Origin of the sequence: Acetobacter sp. DmW_043 (assembly GCF_002153485.1) — a bacterium.
GTDB classification, from domain to species: Bacteria; Pseudomonadota; Alphaproteobacteria; order Acetobacterales; family Acetobacteraceae; genus Acetobacter; species Acetobacter thailandicus.
In genome coordinates this window covers 19,091-39,512 of sequence record NZ_JOMN01000008.1, presented here as the reverse complement: position 1 = coordinate 39,512, position 20,422 = coordinate 19,091, and the positions used below count along the sequence as shown (strand labels likewise).

Annotated in this window: 20 protein-coding genes and 2 tRNA genes; 8 read left to right on the top strand and 14 right to left on the bottom strand. The window is 47.5% G+C overall.

The window, feature by feature from the left end; genetic code table 11:
• Window positions 1-98: 98 nt before the first annotated feature.
• The 3 genes from HK11_RS02420 to uvrA form a co-directional block, all read right to left on the bottom strand.
• Window positions 99-1,295, bottom strand: a complete 1,197-nt coding sequence (locus HK11_RS02420; protein WP_086553753.1) for a YncE family protein — start codon at window positions 1,293-1,295, stop codon at window positions 99-101.
• 111 nt (window positions 1,296-1,406) lie between these two features.
• Window positions 1,407-2,225 carry a creatininase family protein gene (locus HK11_RS02415; RefSeq protein WP_086553752.1) on the bottom strand — a complete coding sequence of 273 codons (819 nt, stop codon included), beginning with the start codon at window positions 2,223-2,225 and terminating at the stop codon, window positions 1,407-1,409.
• A gap of 6 nt (window positions 2,226-2,231) precedes the next feature.
• Window positions 2,232-5,180, bottom strand: coding sequence for an excinuclease ABC subunit UvrA (uvrA, locus tag HK11_RS02410; protein ID WP_369822910.1), 2,949 nt, complete (start codon window positions 5,178-5,180; stop codon window positions 2,232-2,234).
• Window positions 5,181-5,315: 135 nt separating this feature from the next.
• Between uvrA and HK11_RS02405 the strand changes: the two genes are divergently transcribed.
• The 4 genes from HK11_RS02405 to HK11_RS02390 all read left to right on the top strand — a co-directional run bounded on the left by HK11_RS02405 (window position 5,316) and on the right by HK11_RS02390 (window position 7,677).
• A complete protein-coding gene (locus tag HK11_RS02405) occupies window positions 5,316-6,272 on the top strand; it encodes a tetratricopeptide repeat protein (protein WP_086553750.1) in 957 nt (318 codons plus the stop codon).
• 72 nt (window positions 6,273-6,344) lie between these two features.
• Complete coding sequence (locus tag HK11_RS02400) at window positions 6,345-6,968, top strand: LON peptidase substrate-binding domain-containing protein (RefSeq protein ID WP_086553749.1); 624 nt, start codon at window positions 6,345-6,347, stop codon at window positions 6,966-6,968.
• Between the two features lie 47 nt (window positions 6,969-7,015).
• On the top strand, window positions 7,016-7,210 hold the full coding sequence (locus HK11_RS02395) for a Trm112 family protein (protein ID WP_086553748.1): 195 nt from the start codon (window positions 7,016-7,018) through the stop codon (window positions 7,208-7,210).
• A gap of 26 nt (window positions 7,211-7,236) precedes the next feature.
• Complete coding sequence (locus HK11_RS02390; RefSeq protein WP_086553747.1) at window positions 7,237-7,677, top strand: hypothetical protein; 441 nt, start codon at window positions 7,237-7,239, stop codon at window positions 7,675-7,677.
• A 44-nt stretch (window positions 7,678-7,721) separates the two neighbouring features.
• Here the strand turns inward: HK11_RS02390 and rimI are convergent, their stop codons facing one another.
• The 8 genes from rimI to HK11_RS02350 form a co-directional block, all read right to left on the bottom strand.
• Window positions 7,722-8,171, bottom strand: a complete 450-nt coding sequence (rimI, locus tag HK11_RS02385; RefSeq protein WP_086553746.1) for a ribosomal protein S18-alanine N-acetyltransferase — start codon at window positions 8,169-8,171, stop codon at window positions 7,722-7,724.
• Window positions 8,172-8,183: 12 nt separating this feature from the next.
• The gene (gene tsaB, locus HK11_RS02380) at window positions 8,184-8,888 is read right to left on the bottom strand and encodes a tRNA (adenosine(37)-N6)-threonylcarbamoyltransferase complex dimerization subunit type 1 TsaB (RefSeq protein ID WP_233127721.1); all 705 of its coding nucleotides are present in this window, start codon (window positions 8,886-8,888) and stop codon (window positions 8,184-8,186) included.
• Window positions 8,885-9,466, bottom strand: coding sequence for a malonic semialdehyde reductase (locus HK11_RS02375; RefSeq protein ID WP_173559172.1), 582 nt, complete (start codon window positions 9,464-9,466; stop codon window positions 8,885-8,887). Before HK11_RS02375 ends, tsaB begins: the two co-directional genes overlap by 4 nt.
• Before the next feature lie 66 nt (window positions 9,467-9,532).
• Window positions 9,533-10,096: a NifU family protein gene (locus HK11_RS02370; RefSeq protein ID WP_086553744.1), complete on the bottom strand. Its 564-nt coding sequence runs from the start codon at window positions 10,094-10,096 to the stop codon at window positions 9,533-9,535.
• 92 nt (window positions 10,097-10,188) lie between these two features.
• On the bottom strand, window positions 10,189-11,436 hold the full coding sequence (locus HK11_RS02365; protein WP_086553743.1) for a multidrug effflux MFS transporter: 1,248 nt from the start codon (window positions 11,434-11,436) through the stop codon (window positions 10,189-10,191).
• Window positions 11,437-11,559: 123 nt separating this feature from the next.
• Window positions 11,560-11,636: transfer RNA gene (locus HK11_RS02360), tRNA-Pro, on the bottom strand.
• 86 nt (window positions 11,637-11,722) lie between these two features.
• On the bottom strand, window positions 11,723-12,307 hold the full coding sequence (locus HK11_RS02355; RefSeq protein ID WP_086553742.1) for a TIGR00730 family Rossman fold protein: 585 nt from the start codon (window positions 12,305-12,307) through the stop codon (window positions 11,723-11,725).
• Window positions 12,308-12,383: 76 nt separating this feature from the next.
• Entirely contained in the window at window positions 12,384-13,586 is a 1,203-nt protein-coding gene (locus HK11_RS02350) for an MFS transporter (protein WP_086553741.1), read from the bottom strand.
• Between the two features lie 83 nt (window positions 13,587-13,669).
• On the opposite strand from HK11_RS02350, the gene HK11_RS02345 reads away from it, so the two are divergent.
• Window positions 13,670-14,245: an NUDIX hydrolase gene (locus HK11_RS02345; protein WP_086553740.1), complete on the top strand. Its 576-nt coding sequence runs from the start codon at window positions 13,670-13,672 to the stop codon at window positions 14,243-14,245.
• Window positions 14,246-14,295: 50 nt separating this feature from the next.
• Here the strand turns inward: HK11_RS02345 and hemJ are convergent, their stop codons facing one another.
• The 3 genes from hemJ to hemE are packed head-to-tail and all read right to left on the bottom strand — an operon-like array spanning window position 14,296 to window position 16,528.
• Window positions 14,296-14,745: a protoporphyrinogen oxidase HemJ gene (gene hemJ, locus HK11_RS02340; protein WP_086553862.1), complete on the bottom strand. Its 450-nt coding sequence runs from the start codon at window positions 14,743-14,745 to the stop codon at window positions 14,296-14,298.
• A gap of 5 nt (window positions 14,746-14,750) precedes the next feature.
• Window positions 14,751-15,452, bottom strand: a complete 702-nt coding sequence (locus HK11_RS02335) for an HAD family phosphatase (protein WP_369822912.1) — start codon at window positions 15,450-15,452, stop codon at window positions 14,751-14,753.
• Complete coding sequence (gene hemE / locus HK11_RS02330) at window positions 15,449-16,528, bottom strand: uroporphyrinogen decarboxylase (RefSeq protein ID WP_086553738.1); 1,080 nt, start codon at window positions 16,526-16,528, stop codon at window positions 15,449-15,451. Before hemE ends, HK11_RS02335 begins: the two co-directional genes overlap by 4 nt.
• A 367-nt stretch (window positions 16,529-16,895) precedes the next feature.
• Here hemE and HK11_RS02325 point away from each other — a divergent pair, with 367 nt between their 5' ends.
• The 3 genes from HK11_RS02325 to HK11_RS02315 all read left to right on the top strand — a co-directional run bounded on the left by HK11_RS02325 (window position 16,896) and on the right by HK11_RS02315 (window position 20,419).
• Entirely contained in the window at window positions 16,896-17,531 is a 636-nt protein-coding gene (locus tag HK11_RS02325) for a nucleoside triphosphate pyrophosphatase (RefSeq protein WP_086553737.1), read from the top strand.
• Window positions 17,532-17,618: 87 nt separating this feature from the next.
• Window positions 17,619-17,694, top strand: a tRNA-Ala gene (locus tag HK11_RS02320).
• Between the two features lie 271 nt (window positions 17,695-17,965).
• Window positions 17,966-20,419 carry a TonB-dependent receptor gene (locus tag HK11_RS02315; protein ID WP_086553736.1) on the top strand — a complete coding sequence of 818 codons (2,454 nt, stop codon included), beginning with the start codon at window positions 17,966-17,968 and terminating at the stop codon, window positions 20,417-20,419.
• The last annotated feature ends 3 nt before the right edge of the window (window positions 20,420-20,422 follow it).

Sequence of the window (20,422 nt, the reverse complement as noted above, 5' to 3'; positions counted from 1 at the left end):
AAGACAAAAATATCAGATAATTCCAGAGCAATACAAAAATTTAATAGCTGACCTTAGCTTTAAGCATAACAGCGCCTGTATTGCTCTGAACTTTAAAACTACCGGAGCAAACCTGTATGCCCGATTGAATAACGACCAGGCTGAGGCCATACCGTCAGACCATGAGGCTCTTTGCCAACAGGAATTTTCTGCATATCTCCGGTTTCTGTATCAATTTTATATACGACATCATCAAAACGACCAGAGAGCCAGAGATATTTACCATCTGCGCTGACATTACCCATATCAGGGCTGCCGCCACCAGGAACAGGCCAGTTATTAACAATTTTATTCGTCGCAAAATCAATAACCGTCACACCCCCTGCTTTACTATGAGGGTTACCATGAATTTTATGCGAACCACGATTGGCAACATACATTTTTGTTCCATCACGGCTAGGGTAAAGCCCGTGTGTGCCAACACCAGTATGAATAAATCCGATCTCGCGGAATGTATCCCCGTCAACGAGGAACACACCATCGGCCATCATATCAGCAATATAAAATGTCTTGCCGTCAGGTGAAATCAGAATATCCTGTGGCATACCACCACCTGAAAGCTTCAGATATCCTAATACTTTTTTATTAACTGTATCAACTTTTACCAGATGTCCGCCAAACTCACAGGTGAAAATGGCATAGCGACCATCAATTGAAAAATCAGCATGGTTCACCCCCTTACAGTCAGGGGTCTGCACAGACTGCTGCAGTTCCATTGTATGCGGGTCACGAAAATCAAGGCGTTTACGTGCCTCGGCAACAACAATGGCAGACTTACCATCTGGTGTGAAATACATATTATAAGGGTCATCAACAGCAACAGCCGCACCAGCTTTACCAGTCTGCGCATCAATCGGGGTCAGACTGCCGTCAAATGTGCCCTCAGCATTATTCGTCACCCACAGGGTCTTAAGGTCCCACGAAGGTACAACATGCTGTGGACTTTTACCGACCTTAATCGTCTCAACAACTTTGTTCGTATGCTGGTCAATAACAGAAACACTGTTTGAACGCAGATTGGGCACATAAACCCGTTCAGGATCAGCTGCGATCTGCGGTGCAATATGCCCCACACCTGTTTCACTATATAAATTAGAAGCATCGGTAACAGCCGGCATGCCAGGAATAGTCTGAACCGCAGGCACTCCACCCTGTTGTGAAGCTGATGAGACCGTCTGCGCAGACACAAGGTCATAACCTGTACCAAGCATGACAAAAACAGCAGTTGCCGCTGTCAGATGTCGTTTAAATACCATAGTTTTATATGCCTATTATTTGAATGATGCCTGTCACAATACAAAAAACAGGCATTTCTCCATTTTTACCATAATGGCCTGATATCGTCCATTGCCACGATAAGCAGCATATTACTCCTGCTGCAACGACCTGATATCATGCACTGCAGCATTAACCTGCATTTCAAGGCCAACTTTGCCCAGTGCAGCAGAAGCACGCCTGGGGTCACCACCATAAATCCCCTGACTGGTCAGAGGCTGACCTGACTGCCGCAAAGCCTGCTGCCGCACCATTGACGGATCTGCTGCCATAAGAAGAGATGTATCGCTGATGTCAGCATGCATACCAACTTCTTTCGCATAGCCATGCTGCGCAAGCCAGTGTGCATAATCATGTGTGACGGCGGTATAATATCCCACATCAAAAAATGCTCTGGCATTTTTATCATGCCATGATTTATTTAATGTTTTTACCGTTTTTTCAAGGACAGAATTATAACCACCGTGATCTCCCAGAAACACAACCAGTTTAAACCCCTGCACCCGAAAACTTTCAGCCGCAGATATCATCATTTTTTCGAAAACATCATTAGGTACTGTTATCGTTCCTGGAAAGCGCATATGTGAAGACCGCGGCGTCGTGCTACCTTCAGGGACATAAGAAACGACTGGTGCAACAAGCGTATGACCAAGCTTTTGAGCAATCTCATCTACCAGCAATTTAACCCGTGTATTATGTTTGCCAACAGCCAGATAAGGACCACTCTGCTCAGTTGCTCCAACAGGGATAATAATAGTCGTTGTTCCGGAGTGAATTTTATTATCTATCTCTGTCCATGTCAGTTTTTCAAACTGTACACTATCACTCTGACTGGTTTGCCCAAAACTGGCATCAGAAATAAATCCACTAAGAACAACTGAAAATAATGTAACAACTTTTAATATTTTCATTATTTTTCACTTATTATCAAGAAGTGGTTTCAGGAATTTTCCTGTATAGCTGTTCTTAAAGGCGACGATTTCCTCAGGGGTACCTTCGGCAATAATCTGACCACCACCATCTCCTCCCTCTGGACCAACATCAACGATCCAGTCAGCAGTTTTTATCACTTCAAGATTATGTTCAATAACAACAACTGTATTGCCCTGATCAACCAGAGCATGCAAAACCTCAAGTAACTTACCAACATCTTCAGTATGTAAGCCTGTCGTTGGCTCATCAAGAATATATAATGTACGACCTGTTGCACGACGAGACAGCTCTTTTGATAGTTTTACGCGTTGCGCCTCACCACCTGAAAGAGTTGTAGCCTGCTGCCCTAACGTCATATAGCCAAGGCCAACTTTTTGTAAAATCACCAGTCTGTCTTTTATACGAGGCTGAGCAGAAAAATACTCCAGTGCCTCATCAACACTCATAGCCAGTACATCAGCAATAGATTTACCACGAAACTTAATATCAAGTGTTTCACGGTTATAGCGTGCACCTTTACAGGTATCGCATGTTACAAACACATCAGGCAGAAAGTGCATTTCAATTTTAAGTACACCGTCACCCTGACAGGCCTCACACCGTCCGCCTTTCACATTAAAAGAAAAGCGTCCGGGCTTATAGCCCCGGGCTTTACTTTCAGGCAGTTCGGCAAACCAGTCACGTATTGGAGCAAACAAGTCTGTATAAGTTGCCGGGTTTGAACGTGGTGTACGCCCGATAGGAGACTGATCAATATCAATGATTTTATCAATTTTATCAGTGCCTGTAATCGCTTTACAGGGCTCGGGAGATGTTGATGACCCCATAAGCTCACGGGATAATGTTTTATAAAGCGTATCAATCACCAGTGTTGATTTACCACTGCCTGAAACACCAGTAACACAAACAAACGTCCCCAGTGGAAAACGTGCTGTCACATTTTTAAGGTTATTACCTGTAGCACCTTCAATTTTTAAAATTCTTTTTTTGTCAGCCTTACGTCTCTTCTGTGGTACAGGAATTTTTTTACGACCCGAAAGATATGCACCGGTAATGCTTTCCGGCACTTTTGCAACCTGCTCAGGCGTACCTGCTGCTATTACTGTACCACCATGCACACCCGCTCCTGGCCCCATATCAACCAGCCAGTCAGCACTACGAATAGCATCTTCATCATGCTCAACAACAATCAGTGTATTGCCAAGTTTTTTCAGACGCTCAAGCGTACCAAGAAGACGCTCATTATCGCGCTGATGTAACCCGATCGATGGCTCATCAAGTACATACAGCACACCTGTCAGCCCTGAACCAATCTGGCTAGCCAGCCTGATACGCTGACTTTCTCCCCCTGATAAAGTAGCGGAGCTGCGGGCCAGTGTAAGATAATCCAGGCCAACATCATCAAGAAATTTCAGACGATCAAAAATTTCACGTAAAATACGCCGGGCAATTTCTGCACGCTGCGGCGTAAGTGCAGGCAAAACTGTATCAAACCAGGAAAGAGCTTTATTAATTGGCAAAAGACATGCTTCTGCAATGGTTTTTTCTGCAACCCTGACACATAAGGCTTCAGGTTTAAGACGTGCACCATCACAAACATGACAGGCTTTTTCAGACTGATAACGTGAAAGTTCCTCACGAACCCAGGCGCTGTCTGTATTCATAAGCCTGCGTGCCAGACTATGCAAAACACCTTCAAAAGGTTTTGTAACAGTATAGCTTTTTTTCTCATCATGATATGTGAAGGTTACATCTTCACTTACCCCGTTAAGAATACCATCCTGTGCTGTTTCAGGCAGATCTTTCCAGGGCGTATCCATTTTAATATCAAAATGCCGGGCAAGGCTTTCGAGCGTCTGATCAAACAAAGGCGTTTTCGAATCACGCCATGGTGCAACAGCTCCTTTTTGTAAAGAAAGAGCCGTATTAGGCACAACCAGAACCGGGTTAAAAAATGTCTCTGTTCCCAAACCATCACAGGCAGGGCATGCCCCCTGGGGAGCATTAAACGAAAACAGACGCGGCTCAATTTCTTCGAGTGTAAAACCACTCTCCGGGCACGAAAACCGCGAAGAAAAAACCAGACGCTCAGGTGTTACGTCACTGTCTTTTAATGCCTCTTCCGCATAAACAATACCGTCTGACAAACCCAGAGCCGTTTCAAGACTGTCAGCCAGACGCGTTTCCAGCCCTTCACGCACGACAATACGATCAACAACCACCTCAACAGTATGACGCAGCTTGCGGTTCAGAGCTGGTACATCAGCAATGTCATACAGCGCACCATCCACTTTAACGCGGGTGAAGCCCTTACGCTGCAACTCAAGCAGCTCTTTACGATATTCCCCCTTACGGTCACGAATAACCGGGGCCAGCAGGAGATAACGTGTACCTTCAGGCTGGGCCATTATGCGATCAACCATCTGGCTGACTGTCTGCGCTTCAATCGGCAGCCCGGTAGCCGGAGAATAAGGTACACCTGCACGCGCCCATAACAGACGCATATAGTCATAAACCTCTGTCACCGTACCAACGGTAGAACGCGGGTTTTTAGACGTTGTTTTTTGTTCGATCGAAATAGCAGGGGAGAGGCCTTCAATCGAGTCCACATCCGGCTTACCCATCAGCTCCAGAAACTGACGGGCATAAGCTGAGAGGCTTTCAACATAACGACGCTGCCCCTCGGCATAGATCGTATCAAATGCCAGGGATGACTTACCCGAGCCAGACACGCCCGTCATTACGGTCAGACAATCACGGGGAATGTCTATATCCACGTTTTTGAGGTTATGCACCCGTGCACCCCGTACACGAATAACCGGCTTTTCAGATGTAAGAGTTTTTTTTGTCGGCTTTTTCACAACGGCTCCCGCTTTTTCACTGACCCGCAACCACGGCACCATGACGGCAAGGTGATCTGCTACGCTACACACACAATAACTCTTTGAATATCCCATTGCACCCAGACACATGATAGACCATCTAAAGCAACAGGAAATGGCACACACCAACCAGACTACAGGGAAAACCTGAGAGGCTCCCTGCGATAAAACAAGGATAACGACCTTATGAATCAGATTATCGGCCAGTCACTCCAAGGTAAACCAGCAGGGGCCCCATCTTCAGACAATACCCCTGTTATTTCTGAAGGCTCACAGGCCACCTTCATGAAAGATGTGATTGAGGCCAGTAAAACGGTTCCTGTCCTGGTCGATTTCTGGGCTGAGTGGTGCAATATCTGTAAAAAGCTGGCACCGGTTCTCGAGCGCGTTGTAACATCGGCCAAAGGACGCGTCAGACTGGTTAAAATTGACGTTGAAGCAAACCAGTCTCTTGCCGCACAGCTCGCACAGGCTGGCCTGCCTTTGCAGTCTATCCCAATGGTGGCCGTCTTCTGGAAAGGTCAGATTCTTGATATGTTCCAGGGTGCGCCCTCTGAAAGCGAGATCAAAAAATTCATCGAGAATGTCGTTAAAAACACTGGCGGTGGCCCTCTTCCCACGACAGAGCTGATGAGCGAAGCTGATACCGCTCTTGAAGCTGGCAAGCCCGAGGAAGCAGCCGGCCTGTATTCGACTGTAATCGGCGAAGAGCTGGAAAATGCGAAAGCCTGGAGCGGCCTTATTCGTGCACTGCTCGCACTGGATGATGAAGAGTCTGCCCTTGCCGCACTGGAAGATGTGCCCGAAGCCATTGCAAAACACCCGGATATTGAAGGTGCCAGAGCCGCTCTCGAACTGAAAAAAGAAGGACGTAAAGCCGCAGAACAAAGCGAGGAGATTCACGCTCGCCTGGCAGCTAACCCTGATGATTTTGAAGCACGCTGCGAACTGGCAACCGCTTTAAACGTCGCAGGTAAACGCGAAGAAGCTGCAGAGCAGCTGCTTTACATTATCAAAACCGATAATACCTGGAACGATGGTGCTGCTAAACAACAGCTTTTGCGCTTTTTTGAAGCCTGGGGGCATACTGACCCGGTAACACTAACATCGCGTCGTAAACTTTCATCCTTCCTTTTTTCATAAGTATTTTGACAAGTGCCCCCCTCTCTTCCTGCTAATACTGACCTTCTGCGGCGGGTGCCGCAGATTTCAGACATGACACTGGCTGATATCCCTGCTGAAATCGGCCTTTTTCCTCTGTCTGGTATCGTGCTGCTGCCGCATGGAAAACTACCGCTGAATGTTTTCGAACCACGCTATATCGCCCTGGTTGAAGATGCCCTGGCATCACATCGGCTGATTGGCATTATTCAGCCCGACATACACACTTCTGAACAACTGACCGGGCAGGCCACGATACCACTTTATAAGACCGGTTGCGTCGGGCGGATTATCTCATTTGCTGAAAAGCCTGATAATACCTTTGTCATCACACTGCGCGGTATTATACGCTTCAGAACCCTGCGGGAAACACAACCGCACCGGAACTACCGGTGTGCCCGTATCGATGCCTCCGGCTTTGCCGGAGACCTGAGTGAGGTGTCCTCAGCCCCGTTTGATCGTAAAAAACTGCTCACTGCGCTGCGTTACTATTTATCAAAAAAAAATATTAATGTCCGCTGGTCAGCCATTGAACAGATGGAAGATGACATTCTTCTCATTACCTTACCTATGATCTGTCCTTTCCCTCCGGCAGAAAAACAGGCATTGCTTGACGCAGCTACTCTGAGTGAGCGTATTAATCTGCTACACAGGCTGCTCGACCTGACCGGACTCTGACAATAAGAGTCCACTTTTCTGATGTTTCTTTAAAGGAGCCTCTCCTGATGTCTGAGCCTCATAACCACGTCACCCCTGACCAGCGTCTGCTCTCTCTCCTGGTCTGCCCGGTGACAAAGTCTCCTCTGATCTATGATTCGCTTACAAATGAGCTCATCAGCGAAAAAGCTGGTCTGGCCTTCCCTGTGCGCGATGGTATCCCTGTTATGCTGCCAGATGAGGCCCGCCGGCTTAAAGACTAATTCCCTCTGACAACGGATTATACGTTGTGCCTTTTCTCTCTCTGATGTCGCAGCAGCAAGGTCACGCACGCCCGGTGAATTTTTGTGTCAGAAAACCTTCTGTCAGCCTTCTTTTGGGGATTCTCCTGGTCTCGCCATGGCTAACAGGCTGCCATCAGGAAATTGAGGGAGAGAATATCGATATTCCGCCTGAGCGGCCAGGTCGCTTTCTCCCTGAAGCCTCAGAGGCTGAAGCGCGCCGGGCGAGAGAAGATGTTGCACGCCAGGAACAGGCTGAAGCCCTTCATCCTGAAAAATACAAAACTTCATCCAGTCAGCCTTATGAAGCTATTGCGCCGGGGAATGCGTCCTCTGGTCCGCTTACAACGGGCGATGGCCATATGGTTATTCCTCAGGAAGAGCCAGTTTATGGCAATGCTCCTAAGCAAAAAACCTCTGCCACGCCATCTGCTCCACAGGCGCAGTAATTTTTAAACACAGCAGATTAATTCTCATAACCCTGTGTATGTAGTTAACACGCCCACTGACGGCACAGCAGAAGCGCGTCAGAGCCATCGGGATAATAGCGTTTTCTGACCCCGACCTCAGCAAACCCCTCTGAGAAATATAAAGCCTGTGCGCTTTCGTTCGCTTTTGACACTTCCAGAAAGAAGCGTTCAGCACCATTGTCATACACAGTCTGCTCTGCCCATTGTAAAAGCTTACGGGCAATACCCTGCCGCCTGTACGCCGGGTCAACACACACGGTAAGAATTTCAGCTTCTCCCGCAACACTGCGCACCATAATAAAACCAGCAGGCTGATCCTGGTGCAACGCAATCCCTGTTAGCACACCAGACAAGGTAAAAAGTTCAGAGAAAGCCGCTTCATCCCAGCGGTCTGCTTCTGAAAAACTATGTGCATGAAGAGCTGCAAGAACCCCGGCATGGCATGGTTCAGCCTGCATAATATCAGAAGTCATATTATTTTATACTCAGACCGGAGCCGATCTTAGTCCACCGGCAGGACGTTTTGCTTCTGGCGGATCAACATAGACAGGCAGTGCATCCCGCGGGGGCAGATAACCGTTCAGTCTCGCCAGAGCCACCTGAGCAATCTGCTCAGCATCGGGCATAGCCAGTGTGCTGACTTCTCCCTCCGGCATGGCAGGTAAAAGGCTCACCGCATCACCGGCGACCAGCCACACTCCCGACGGAGGGATCCAGTCAGCGAGGGATACGGCCTGAACACCCTCCGTAGTTTCAATAAAAACACGACCTTTACGGGCTGCTGTAACCAGCAGCCACCCCTGCAATGGTTGCTCACTATGTTCACGAATAGTCTGCTCCAGAGCAGGACGAAGAGCTTCTCCACGCGTAACACCCGTAACAGGTACACCCAGCCCCAGAGCATAACCAGCAGCCACCGCGCAGGATGCCCGTAAGCCTGTGAAAGAACCCGGGCCCACGACAACGGCAACACAATGAGGAGCCGTTTCAGCCTCTTTGCTCCATCCGGCATCATCAAGAGCATGGTGTGCAAGGCCGGCAATACCCTCAGCAGCCTGCTTACCAGCTACTTTGCTGCAGGAAAGAAGAGTGTATCGCCCTGCTTTATGCTCAACACACGCGGCCAGACCATATGCTGACTCTCCCGCAGCACTGCCATCAAGAACAAGGATGCGGCGCATATCGGTCATAGTAAACGACAGGCCTCTTCAAAAGATAAACGCGGGGCCCGTGCAGCTAAGCCATCTGTGTCACCATAGCCCAGACACAGCAAAAAATTCGCACGCCAGCCTGTTTCGGCCAGAAAAGCCTCTTCCACTGTTGTTTCGTCAAAACCAGATACTGGCAAAACATCAAGCCCCAGTGCACGAGCCGCCATAATCATATATCCCCCCTGAAGCGTGCCGTTACGAAAGGCCGTCTCTTCAGAAAGGCCTACGTCGGTGGCAAACCAGGACCGAAGCTCCTCACCCGGGGCGAGGTAAGGGAGTTGTTCAAAAAACAGAGGGTCATGCGCGACAATGGCAATAACAGGGGCCCCCATGACACGGTTAATATTACCGGCAGATAAAGCCGGGCGGAGCTTTTCACGCCCTTCTGAGCCGGTAATAAAAATAAAACGGGCAGGGCAACAGTTCCCCGAAGTAGGACCAAGGCACACCATATCATAAAGGCGGCGCAGGGTTTCAGCCTCCACAGGGCGGGTTGTCCAGCGACGCGGTGTCCGTGCGTTCTGAAAAAGTAGATCCTGTGCACTGCTATCCAGCATAATATATCACCTTACCCGCTGCCGCGCACATACCGTGCTGTGCCCGTTTTTAAACGGTTGAACAGGTTAGTCTTCAACCTGTTCAACAGAAACAACCTCTGGCACATAGTGGCGCAGCATGTTCTCAACCCCATGTTTAAGCGTTGCCCGTGAAGAAGGACAGCCTGAACATGCACCCTGCATTGTCAGCCTTACAACACCTTCATGGTAGCCACGAAAAACGATATCGCCGCCATCACCCGCAACGGCAGGACGTACACGTGTGTCGAGCAGCTCTTTAATCTGCTTCACAATTTCCTCGTCTTCCGGGGCGATCTTATCTTCGGTAACGCCTGCACCTTCGGTTACAACCGGCAGACCTGCCACCAGATGATCTGCCAGAGTAGTCAGTATAACAGGGCGTACCTCTGACCAGTCAGCATCATCAGCTTTTGTCACAGAAACAAAGTCGTGCCCCAGAAAAACACGCGACACACCAGGAATAGCAAACAGAACATCCGCCAGAGGAGAGCGACCGGCAACACCATCGGCATCAATGAAATCGATAGTACCGGCATCTCCCATAACAGAGCGGCCGGGCAAAAATTTCAGTGTGGATGGGTTCGGCGTGTCAGCGGTTTCAATAAACATGGTTTGTGATCCTGATGTTCTTTGTCGGTATGATAAGATCTTACCTCAGTTGGTGCCACAATGCGAACTGGACAAGTCCTGTTAAAAAACTATTACTCTGAAATATGACCCGCACGGGCAAATCTGCGCCGCATCAGATCTGCCAGCCCCATAGCCACAATACCCGTCATCATCCCGATGGCAGTAGGAATAGCCCCCCCTCCGGGCACCATTGCAACCAGAACGCTGCTCATCGAGCCAATACCAAACTGCAAGGTGCCTAGCATGGCAGAGGCACTGCCTGCATGCTGCCCATGATGGTAAAATGACATCACTGTTGCATTAGGGCCAATAAAGCCCAGAGCACCGGTAATGCTCGTAATTAAAGCACAGGTCAGCAGAGCATGATGCTCACCAGCAAACCCTGTTAAAGCCAGCACGGTAAATACAGCCCCCGAGACCACCGCCCAGGCAAGAGCAGTCTGGAGCAGAAAAGACATAGTGAACTTATGCACAAGACGACCATTGATCTGCGTACCGAGGATAAACGCGGCGGCATTCACCCCAAAAAAAAGACCAAACTGTGAGGCAGAAAAATGCAGAACCTGCTCGAACAACACCGGCGCGCTGCTCAGATAAGAGAACATAACAAAGGTAGAGAAGGTCGCTATGAGGGCATTATAACGAAACACCGGCTCCTGCAGAATAGTAAGATAACGACCGGCAATACGCAGCGGAGAGAGAGAAGTTCTTTTACTCTCATCAAGGGTGTCGGGAAGACTGCTTACAATGCCTGCAATGCCAACAAGACCATAAAGACAGCCTGCCCAGAAAATCCACCGCCAGTCGCCGAATTTGAGAATGATACTTCCCAGACTGGGAGCCAGAACAGGCATCACACCAAAAACCAGCGTCAGCTGAGACATCAGTCTGGCGCCGGCTTTACCGGTTGCGACATCTCTGACAATAGCACGGGGAATAACAGCCGAAGCAGAGCCGCCTATGGCGCCAATAAACCGAAGCAGGCAAAAAAGATGATAATTTTGCACCACGGCACAACCAGCTGATGCAACAGAAAACACAGCCAGGCCTGTAATCAACGGTGCGCGACGCCCAAACCTGTCTGATAAAGGCCCCTGAGAAAACTGCCCCAGAGCAAGCCCCATGAACCAGGCAGCCAGCGTAAACTGAGCAGAACCAGGACCACTCCCCACCAGATCATGCTCAACCTGCGGAAAGGCAGGCAGATACATATCAGTTGCCAGCGGGCCAATCCCTGTAATCAACCCCAGAAGGACGATACGCCAGAGTGTCAGGCTGTTGCCAGAAGACAAAGAGGTTGTGGGGTGCGAAGATGTCATATCGTAAACTCAGGCAAAAGAGCGACAAGGCTGTTTCCCTGCCGTGCTATGCTGCTTTATCTGTCATTCTTTGTCAGAACAATAAAATGACCGCATCTTTTTTATCACTAACCAGAAATTTATTGGTCGGAGTAAGAGGATTCGAACCTCCGGCCCCTGCGTCCCGAACACAGTGCTCTACCAGGCTGAGCTATACTCCGACACTTACACCTGCGCCTATAAAACGTCAGAATTATTTTAGCAAGTGCCGTATAGCCTAAAGCTGAAAAGGTAATAAAATCTCCTGTCAGAACTGTTCGACTGATATGGCATACTGCCGGGTTTCCGAGATGCTACGGGCAAAAGCGGCCTCTACGTCTGGTACGACCTCAATTTTTGCCCGGGCCGTAGACTCAGCAAAACCCTGCTTAACGGATGCATCAAGCATAGCAATCAGAGCATCACCCCAGCCGTCAGCATTAACCAGTAAAATAGGCTTTGCGTGCCTCTGAAGCTGTTTCCATGTCAGAATTTCCATAGTCTCATCAAAAGTACCAAAACCACCAGGCAGTATCCAGTATGCATCTGCTGTATCAAACATAATCTGTTTGCGTTCATGCATTGAATCAACAACGATCAGATCCGTCACACCTTCATGCATATTTTCACGCGAGTGCAGAAAATGCGGAATAATGCCCGTTACAGTCCCTCCGGCTTTAAGGGTGGAATCTGCTACGACCCCCATGAGGCCATTAGACCCTCCGCCATAAACCAGCTTCACACCATTTTTTGCAAGTATCTGACCTGCCTGCTCTGCAACAGTGCGGTACAATGGGCTATTGCCCATACGAGACCCGCAAAATACAGCAACAGATTTAACAGAACCAGCCATGATACAATATTCCTCTCGGTTTGTTCTTTACTTTATTCCTGCCTATGCTCTCATGCTCACCAATAAAAGGCCAGCATTATGATCGTTTTGCCTGTGCATTTAAAGCAACACACATACCAACACCTGCAAGACAGCAAACGGCCGTCAGATAAAACAAAACTCCATATCCCCAAAGCGGAATAATAAACCCAAGGAGCGGGCCTGAAACAGCAATAGCAATATCAAGAAATACCGAAAAAGCACCGATAGCCGCACCGCGGCTCTCTTCTGAAACCCGGTTAACAACCCCCACCCCAAGTGACGGGAACAACAGAGAAAAGCCAACGCCTGAGAGGCCTGCACCAGTACAGGCCCAGAAAGCTGATGGTGCCCAGGCCAGAAATGATAACCCCAGAGCCTCGACAAAAAGAGAAACCAGAGCAACCGTTACGCCGCCATGTTTTGCAATTTGCCTGGTAAATGCGAAACGGGTGAGAACAAAAAGAGTACCAAACAAAGAAAGCCCGACTGCGGCACCGCTCCAGTTACGATGGGCAAAATAAAGCGTAAGCAGTGCTGAAATAGCTCCGAACCCAACCGAGCCTGATGCCAGAGTAGCCCCGTAGGGCCAGACCTGTGAGAGCGTTTTGAAAAATGACTGTTTTTTTTGTGTCGTCATCGGAGGGACTGCAGGCTTCATAAAAGCCAGAGGGAAACCAGTCCCCATCAGCACCGCACATAAAATACCCACCATTCCAAAACCGGTCAGAAGGCCCAGAGCATGCTGATAATATAAAAAAATCGCTACAGGAGCACCCAGGGCAATGCCACCATAAGAACACACACCATTCCAGGAAATAACCTGCGCCGTATTTTCAGCACCGGCGCGCCTGATGTTCCAGACTATGACAGATGTTGCTACCCAGCTCTCTGCAAAACCAAGCGTAATACGCCCTGCAAGAAGAGCGGTCAGAGACATATAAGGCCAGGTAGCAAGCATGCCGGACAATGCAATAAGCAGCCCACATAACACCCCTGTCAGCAAACCAGTTAAAACAACTTTTTTGGGGCCAACACTATCAATGCGGCGGCCGGCATCTGCCCGGGTTGCAAATGTTGCCAGATATTGAACTGACACTGCAAAACCAGCCATAGCAGAGCTGAAACCAAGCTTTTCATGCACAAACAGCGGTGTAACGGCCATTTGCAGACCAATGACGATATAACAAAACAGCGTAAACAAAACGACTGGCAGAATACTCTTTAAAGCAGAAGAAGATTTTACCTGAGCGGACGACATTACAGAAACCTTTAATTTTCTTTTCTTCTTCAGAAACATGGTAACATAAACGGACAACGAAAAAACCTGAGGAGACTACAACTATGACTGCCCCTCTGCCAGATCCGGGAGAATATTCTGTTCTCTCCTCACGCATTGCTTATGAAAACCCGTGGACACGCGTGCGGGAGGACATCATACGCCGCCCTGATGGCAAAGATGGTCTGTATGGTGTTGTTGAACGCGGTCAATTTGCTGTTATCTGCCCTTTAGGCAGAACAAAAGACGGGAAACCCACCCTCACATTAGTTAACCAGTATCGCTATCCTGTAGGGGAACGTCTGTGGGAATTTCCTATGGGGATGTGGGAGACACGGCCGGATGCAAAACCAGAAGACCTTGCGGCAGGGGAGCTGAAAGAAGAAACCGGTCTTATCGCAGGCAGGATGCTTTATGTTGGCCCGGTCTATCAGGGAGCGGGATATTCAACTCAAAAAGGACATATCTACCTTGCAACAGAACTGACACAGGATGTAGCTGAAAGAGAGCAAACAGAGCAGGATATGCTATGTACAACATTACCACTCGAAAAATTTGAAGATATGATATCAAACAATGAAATCATATGCATGGTTACACTGGCAGCTTTCGGATTAATCAAAGCAAAAAAACTTATTTAAACATAAATTTTCTGCACATTTTATTAAAAATAAGTGTGCAGAAAATAAATTCAGAATGGTTTTACGATTACCATAATCACAATAATAATCATAAAAATTGTCGGCACTTCGTTAGCGATACGATAATATCGTTCAGAGTGTATGTTGCTGTCACTGTCAAATTCTTTTCTCCAGCGGGCACAACACCCATGAAAAGCAAACATACCGACAAGAGAAACAAGTTTGCAGTACCACCACCCGGATGACCAGTCTATAAGACCGGGTGTTAAAGTCAGAAGAGCACCAAATAAAAGGCTTGATATCATGGCAGGGTTCATAATTGCCCGCAGCAGACGTCTCTCCATCAGTTTAAAACGAGCGCTTTCCTCTGACCCGATTTTAACCTGACAATGATAGACAAAAAGACGAGGCAGATAAAATAAACCTGCCATCCATGCGATGACAGACATCACATGAAAAGCAAGAAGCCAGGAAACCCACGGCAAAAGAAACATAAACATATTTTTCATTCTTTCTGAATATTTATAGTATTTTCTATAAGATCAGAAAATTCTGAAAGATGATGGATAACTTTAAGGCCTGGCCAGTCAGGAGCAGGCAGACCTGGCGCGCGAAGCAAAACACACATCATACCTGCATTCACTGCGGCACGGGCGCCTGTATCACTATCTTCAAGCACGATACAATTTTCAGGTTTTACGCCTTCATCTGATGCAGCTTTAATGTAAACATCTGGTGCAGGCTTTGGTTTTCCCATATCCTGTGCAGAATGAATACGATCCTGAAAATAAGGTGTCATATTCATTTTTTTAAATTTCAGATCCATCTCAAGAGCTGATGAATTTGAACCGACCCTTACAGGAACAGAGAGTTTTTCAACTCTCTTAAGCATGTCATAAACACCATCAACTGGTTCAAGGTGATCTGCCATAGCCTCAATAAAACGCTTCTGCATTTTACTGATCCAGTCATGGCCAAGGTTTTTTCCTGTCTGTTTCTCTATTTTTTTCTGAATAAGAGACAATGCCATACCTGAAAACTGCTCAACAGCTTTTTCTTCAGGTGCCTCCATACCAGCCAGACGGGCCTCTTCAGCACTGACCTGACAGCAAATTGTCTCACTGTCGACCAGAACACCATCACAGTCGAAAATAATAAGTTTAAGTTTGCCTTCAGAAGACAGCACTGAAGATGTTTGCATTATTATGGCTCTTCTCTGATTGTTCTGATCAGTTCCTGCACATGCTCAACTGGTGTCTGAGGTAAAACACCATGCCCAAGATTGAAAACATGAGCCCGCCCTTTACCGGCTTCCCTGACGTATAAAGCTTCACGCTTCATCGCCTCACCACCAGCGAGAACAGCAATCGGGTCAAGATTACCCTGCACACCGACGGAAGGAGGCAGAAGTGGCAGGATTTTTTTCAGATCAGTCCCCGTATCAAGAGCGACAACATCCACTCCTGTTTTTTCAGCATATTCAGGCACCATAATGCCGCCAAGGCGCGGAAAACCAACTATACGAACCCCAGGGTGACGGGCTTTGAGCGATGCTACAATCTGACAGGTTGGCTCAATGACATATCGCCTGAATTCTGAAGGTGGTAAAAGACCGGCCCATGAATCAAACAACATGACAGCCTCAGCTCCGGCTGTAATCTGCGCACTGAGATACTCTGTGGTTGTTTCAGTGAGTAATGCAATTAAGCGATCAAAAAGAGCTGTTTCAGAAAAAGCCATTTTTCGCACAGTTGCAAAATCCCGCGAGCCTTTTCCTTCAACCATATAACATGCAACTGTGAAAGGAGCGCCCGTAAAGCCCAGCAGAGTTGTTGAACCTGGTTTTGCAACACCAACTGTGTCTGTGCCGTTAAAAATTTTATTCAGACGACCAAGTGTTTCAAGAACAGGAGCTGTTACATCTGCGATACGCTGACGATCAAGACGCTTAAAATCTGCTTCTGAGCGTATGGGAGAAAGAAGAGGACCTTTGCTTTCTACAAATTCAAGTGACTGCCCCATAGCCCATGGCAGAATCAGAATGTCAGAGAACAGAATAGCACCATCCATTCCAAATCGACGGATAGGCTGAAGCGTTAATTCTGTTGCTATATCAGGTGTCATACACCGTGTCAGAAAATCGGCCTTAGCACGTTCTGCACGAAATTCAGGTAAAAACCTGCCAGCCTGCCGCATAAGCCAGACAGGAGGGGGCCAGAGTGCTTCACCATTTAAGGTTCTGAGCAAACGTTTCGTCGAAGGGATTTGAGGTTCGTTATTCATGTCCAGCAGTCCTGCACATCTTTTTCATCTCTGTCCATGGCCTCCCTTAATATAAAAAAGAAAAGAAATTTTTGTGGAGTTTATAGGGTACTGTGGATGATGGGGTACCCACTATTCCAAAAATGTACCCCATCTTTCCCACAGTGTGTACAAGTTTTATGTAACTGGGAAATAGCCATTTTTTGAAGTTATCCAGAATTCTCCACAGAAGGGCTGTGTACAATTCACCGGTTTATGACTCCTGGTTGTTATTCACGGTACTCGGTACAATGAAGAAAGGAAGACCGTACAATCCACACGTACCCCAGCTATCAACTTTTTATACACAGCTCAGATTTCACGTCATACCGATAAGGGACTCGTTTCTATGATATTTTCACATTCAGCATCGACTCCTGAGCATAACGAACCTGCCAGGCTGATTTTAGGCAGCGGGTCTTCAGCCCGAAAACAACTTCTGACGCAGGCTGGGCTCTCCTTTTGTGTACATACAGCGCAGGTCGATGAGGATATTCTCAAGCTTGAGGGGATGAAGCAGGGCCTTTCCCCCTCGGCTGTTGCGTTGTCTCTGGCTGAAGCAAAAGCCACAGCGGTCGCGGCCTTGCATGAAGGATGTATAATTGGTGCGGACCAGATGCTGTCATGTGAGGGAGACTGTTATGATAAACCTGCAGGGCTGGCTGAGGCGCGTGACCAGCTTAAAGCCCTGAGAGGCAGAACGCATACGCTGCATACTGCTGTAGCTTTATATATGGATGGCGCTGTGACCTGGCAGCATGTTACTCAGTCTCATCTGAGGATGCGTTTTTTTTCTGATGCATTTCTCGATGCTTACCTGGAGACAGAAGGGGAGCATTGCCTGCATTCGGTTGGGGCTTATCGGCTGGAGGGGCCAGGTCTGCAATTGTTTGAAAAGATAGATGGCGATTTTTTTTCTATACTTGGGCTGCCTCTCTTACCGCTGTTACAGGCGCTACGTGAAAGAGAAGTCATCTTTTCCTGAAAAAAGGGGCTTGCAAACGACTACAACTCCCTGTAACTGACAGTCATCAACTCTCCATTCCCAAATGTGAGAGCTTTATGACTGCACGGGGCCATAGCTCAGTTGGGAGAGCGCTTGAATGGCATTCAAGAGGTCGTCGGTTCGATCCCGATTGGCTCCACCAGTTTTTCAATCCTTTAAAAATAATAATATCACATAAAATAATAAACTAATTTTATTGTGATCTGTTATATATTGCATTCATTGTTTAATAGTAATGTTTTTTATTGTCATAAAACTGAAACAATAGAAAAAACATTTTTCTCCTTAATTGTGTTTATTTTAACACAAAGTGCCTGTTCTGAGGCGTTGTCATAAAACTATAACTCTTATTTGTAGCTTTTCATTTTTATGAATGAGGCAGGTTTCATTTCCTGCAAGGCTTAGCTTTTTCAATGCGTTTATCTTCATCGCCGTCTCTCCATCGTGCTGCGCTATGGCTGTTTTGCTCGCCACTGGCACTATCAGTCGCACACGCTGCGGGTAATACTCGTCATGTACATGCAACGCATACGACACATAACCGTTCGCAGGCTCAGGTAAAACCAGCAGCTGCCATGCCTCTGGCGGCCGGGGTGCCTCATCGCCAGGCCAGGCGTCGTGCTACACAGGTGGCTTCAGGTGGATCTGAACAGATTATTGCGACAGGTCGCCATACACGCTCTGAGCAGACGGTCGGGCACACAGAAATGCAGCGTATTTTACCAGGGATTAACCCGCTGAAGGCGTTGCAGATTCTTCCTGGTGTGGTTTTTAACAATGCCGATCCATGGGGTAATAACGAACAGAATATGTCTCTGTTCGTACATGGGTTTAATCAGAGCCAGCTGGGTTTTACACTTGATGGTATTCCGCTGGGTGATCAGTCTTATGGTAACTATAACGGCCTTTCACCTCAGCGTGCAGCGATTAGTGAAAATATAGGCTCCGCTTCTGTGGCGACAGGGGCTGGTGCGCTTGGTACGGCTTCAACCAGTAATCTGGGCGGAACACTTGAGTTTACCACACAGGACCCTCTGCACCGTGCAGGTGGTCAGCTGAATCAGACTTTTGGCAGCTGGTCTACATTTCGTACATTTGCCCGTATTGATACCGGTGATTTTGGCAATGGTAACTCAGCATATGTATCCTGGGCCCGTCAGGACGCCCGTGCGTGGGACTTTGCCGGTCATCAGGGTGGTAACCAGGTTAACGCCAAGTTTGTGCATGAAGATAAGAAAAACAAAGTAACTGTGTTTTTCGACTGGTCTAATAAAGTTGAGCCTAATGAAGACGGCATTGTGATGCCTAATGGTGGCTCACTTTATGTGCGCCCCTTTATGTATCCTAATCTTAACCAGGCGTTACAGTACTATAACTCATCAGAGTATAAACAGGCAGGTCTGAACTACCGCAACTATTATTCTGCGGCACAGCGTGAAGACTTCCTGATGTATACAAAATGGCACCATGATTTCAGTGAAAATTTAAAATGGGACACGAGTTTTTACTATCATCATGATCTTGGTGAAGGTGTGGTCGCAGGGCCAATCAGTGCTGCTGGTCTGCCTGCAATGTTTTCTTCATATTTTCCGGGACAGGATCTGAAAACAGTATTTGGTGGTTCTGGTATTGCGACCAGAACAACAGAGTACTGGGACAATCGTGGTGGCGTTATCAGCAATCTGAGTTATAAGCTTGGTCATCATCATATCGAACTGGGTGGCTGGTATGAGCGCAATAACAACACGCAGGCCCGTCGCTGGTATCCATTTAGCGCATCTGACCCCACGACACCTTATGACCGTCAGCATAATCCGTTAATTAAACAATATACCAACAATTTTTATACAAATACCTGGACCACACATTTGCAGGATAACTGGCAGGTTACTAAAAATTTCCTGTTAAATGCCGGATTTAAATCTGAGCTGGTTTATACCAATGGTACGCTGCCTGTTTCTGCTATCCCGGGTTCATTGTCACCTAAAACAGCGATAACAGTTCCTGGCGGTACAATTTCAACAGTTAAACCTTTCCTGCCCTCATTTGGTGCATTGTGGAATATTACAAAACATGAGCAGTGGTTTGCTAATATTCAGGAAAACGTAAGATCATTCCAGGCTGCTGGTTATGGTAATGCAACCCCCTGGGGTGTAACCAGCCAGGAGGCATTTGAAGACTTCAAACGTCATGGTAAAGCTGAATCATCATGGACGTATGAAACAGGCCTGCGTACTAACCGACGTGTGCATTTTGGTCCTCTGACAAACATCAGTGGTCAGCTTGAATATTATCATGTTCATTTCTCAAACCGTTTGCTGGCAGTAGCATCAACACAAACTCTGTCTTCTATCGTAGGAAGTGCTACAACCCTGACAAACGTGGGGTCAGTAACCACCGACGGTATGGATTTCTCGTTCACCGCCCAGTTTGGTAACCATTTCTCATTCTATAACGCTCTTTCTTATAATAAGTCTGTTTATAACGATAATTATATAACCGGTTCGACCGTGGTGCATACGGCTGGCAGAAATGTTGCTGACGTGCCTAACTGGACTGAAAAATTTGTGGCTTCGACCCACTGGGGTAATTTCGATGCGCAGTTTGTGGGGGATGTTGTCGGTAAGCGTTATACAACGTTTACAAACGATCTTCATGCATCAGCTTATGCATTGTTTAGCCTGAACGCGGGTTATAATATTACAGGTATTCCTCATGTGCGTAATCTGCGCATTCAGGGAAATGTTACGAACCTGACGAATGAAAAAGGGTGGTCAACAATCAACGCAAACAATGCGTCTGGCCAGTATACGGCTTTCCCGATTGCACCACGCATGTATTTCCTTACAATTAGCAGCACATTCTGAGAG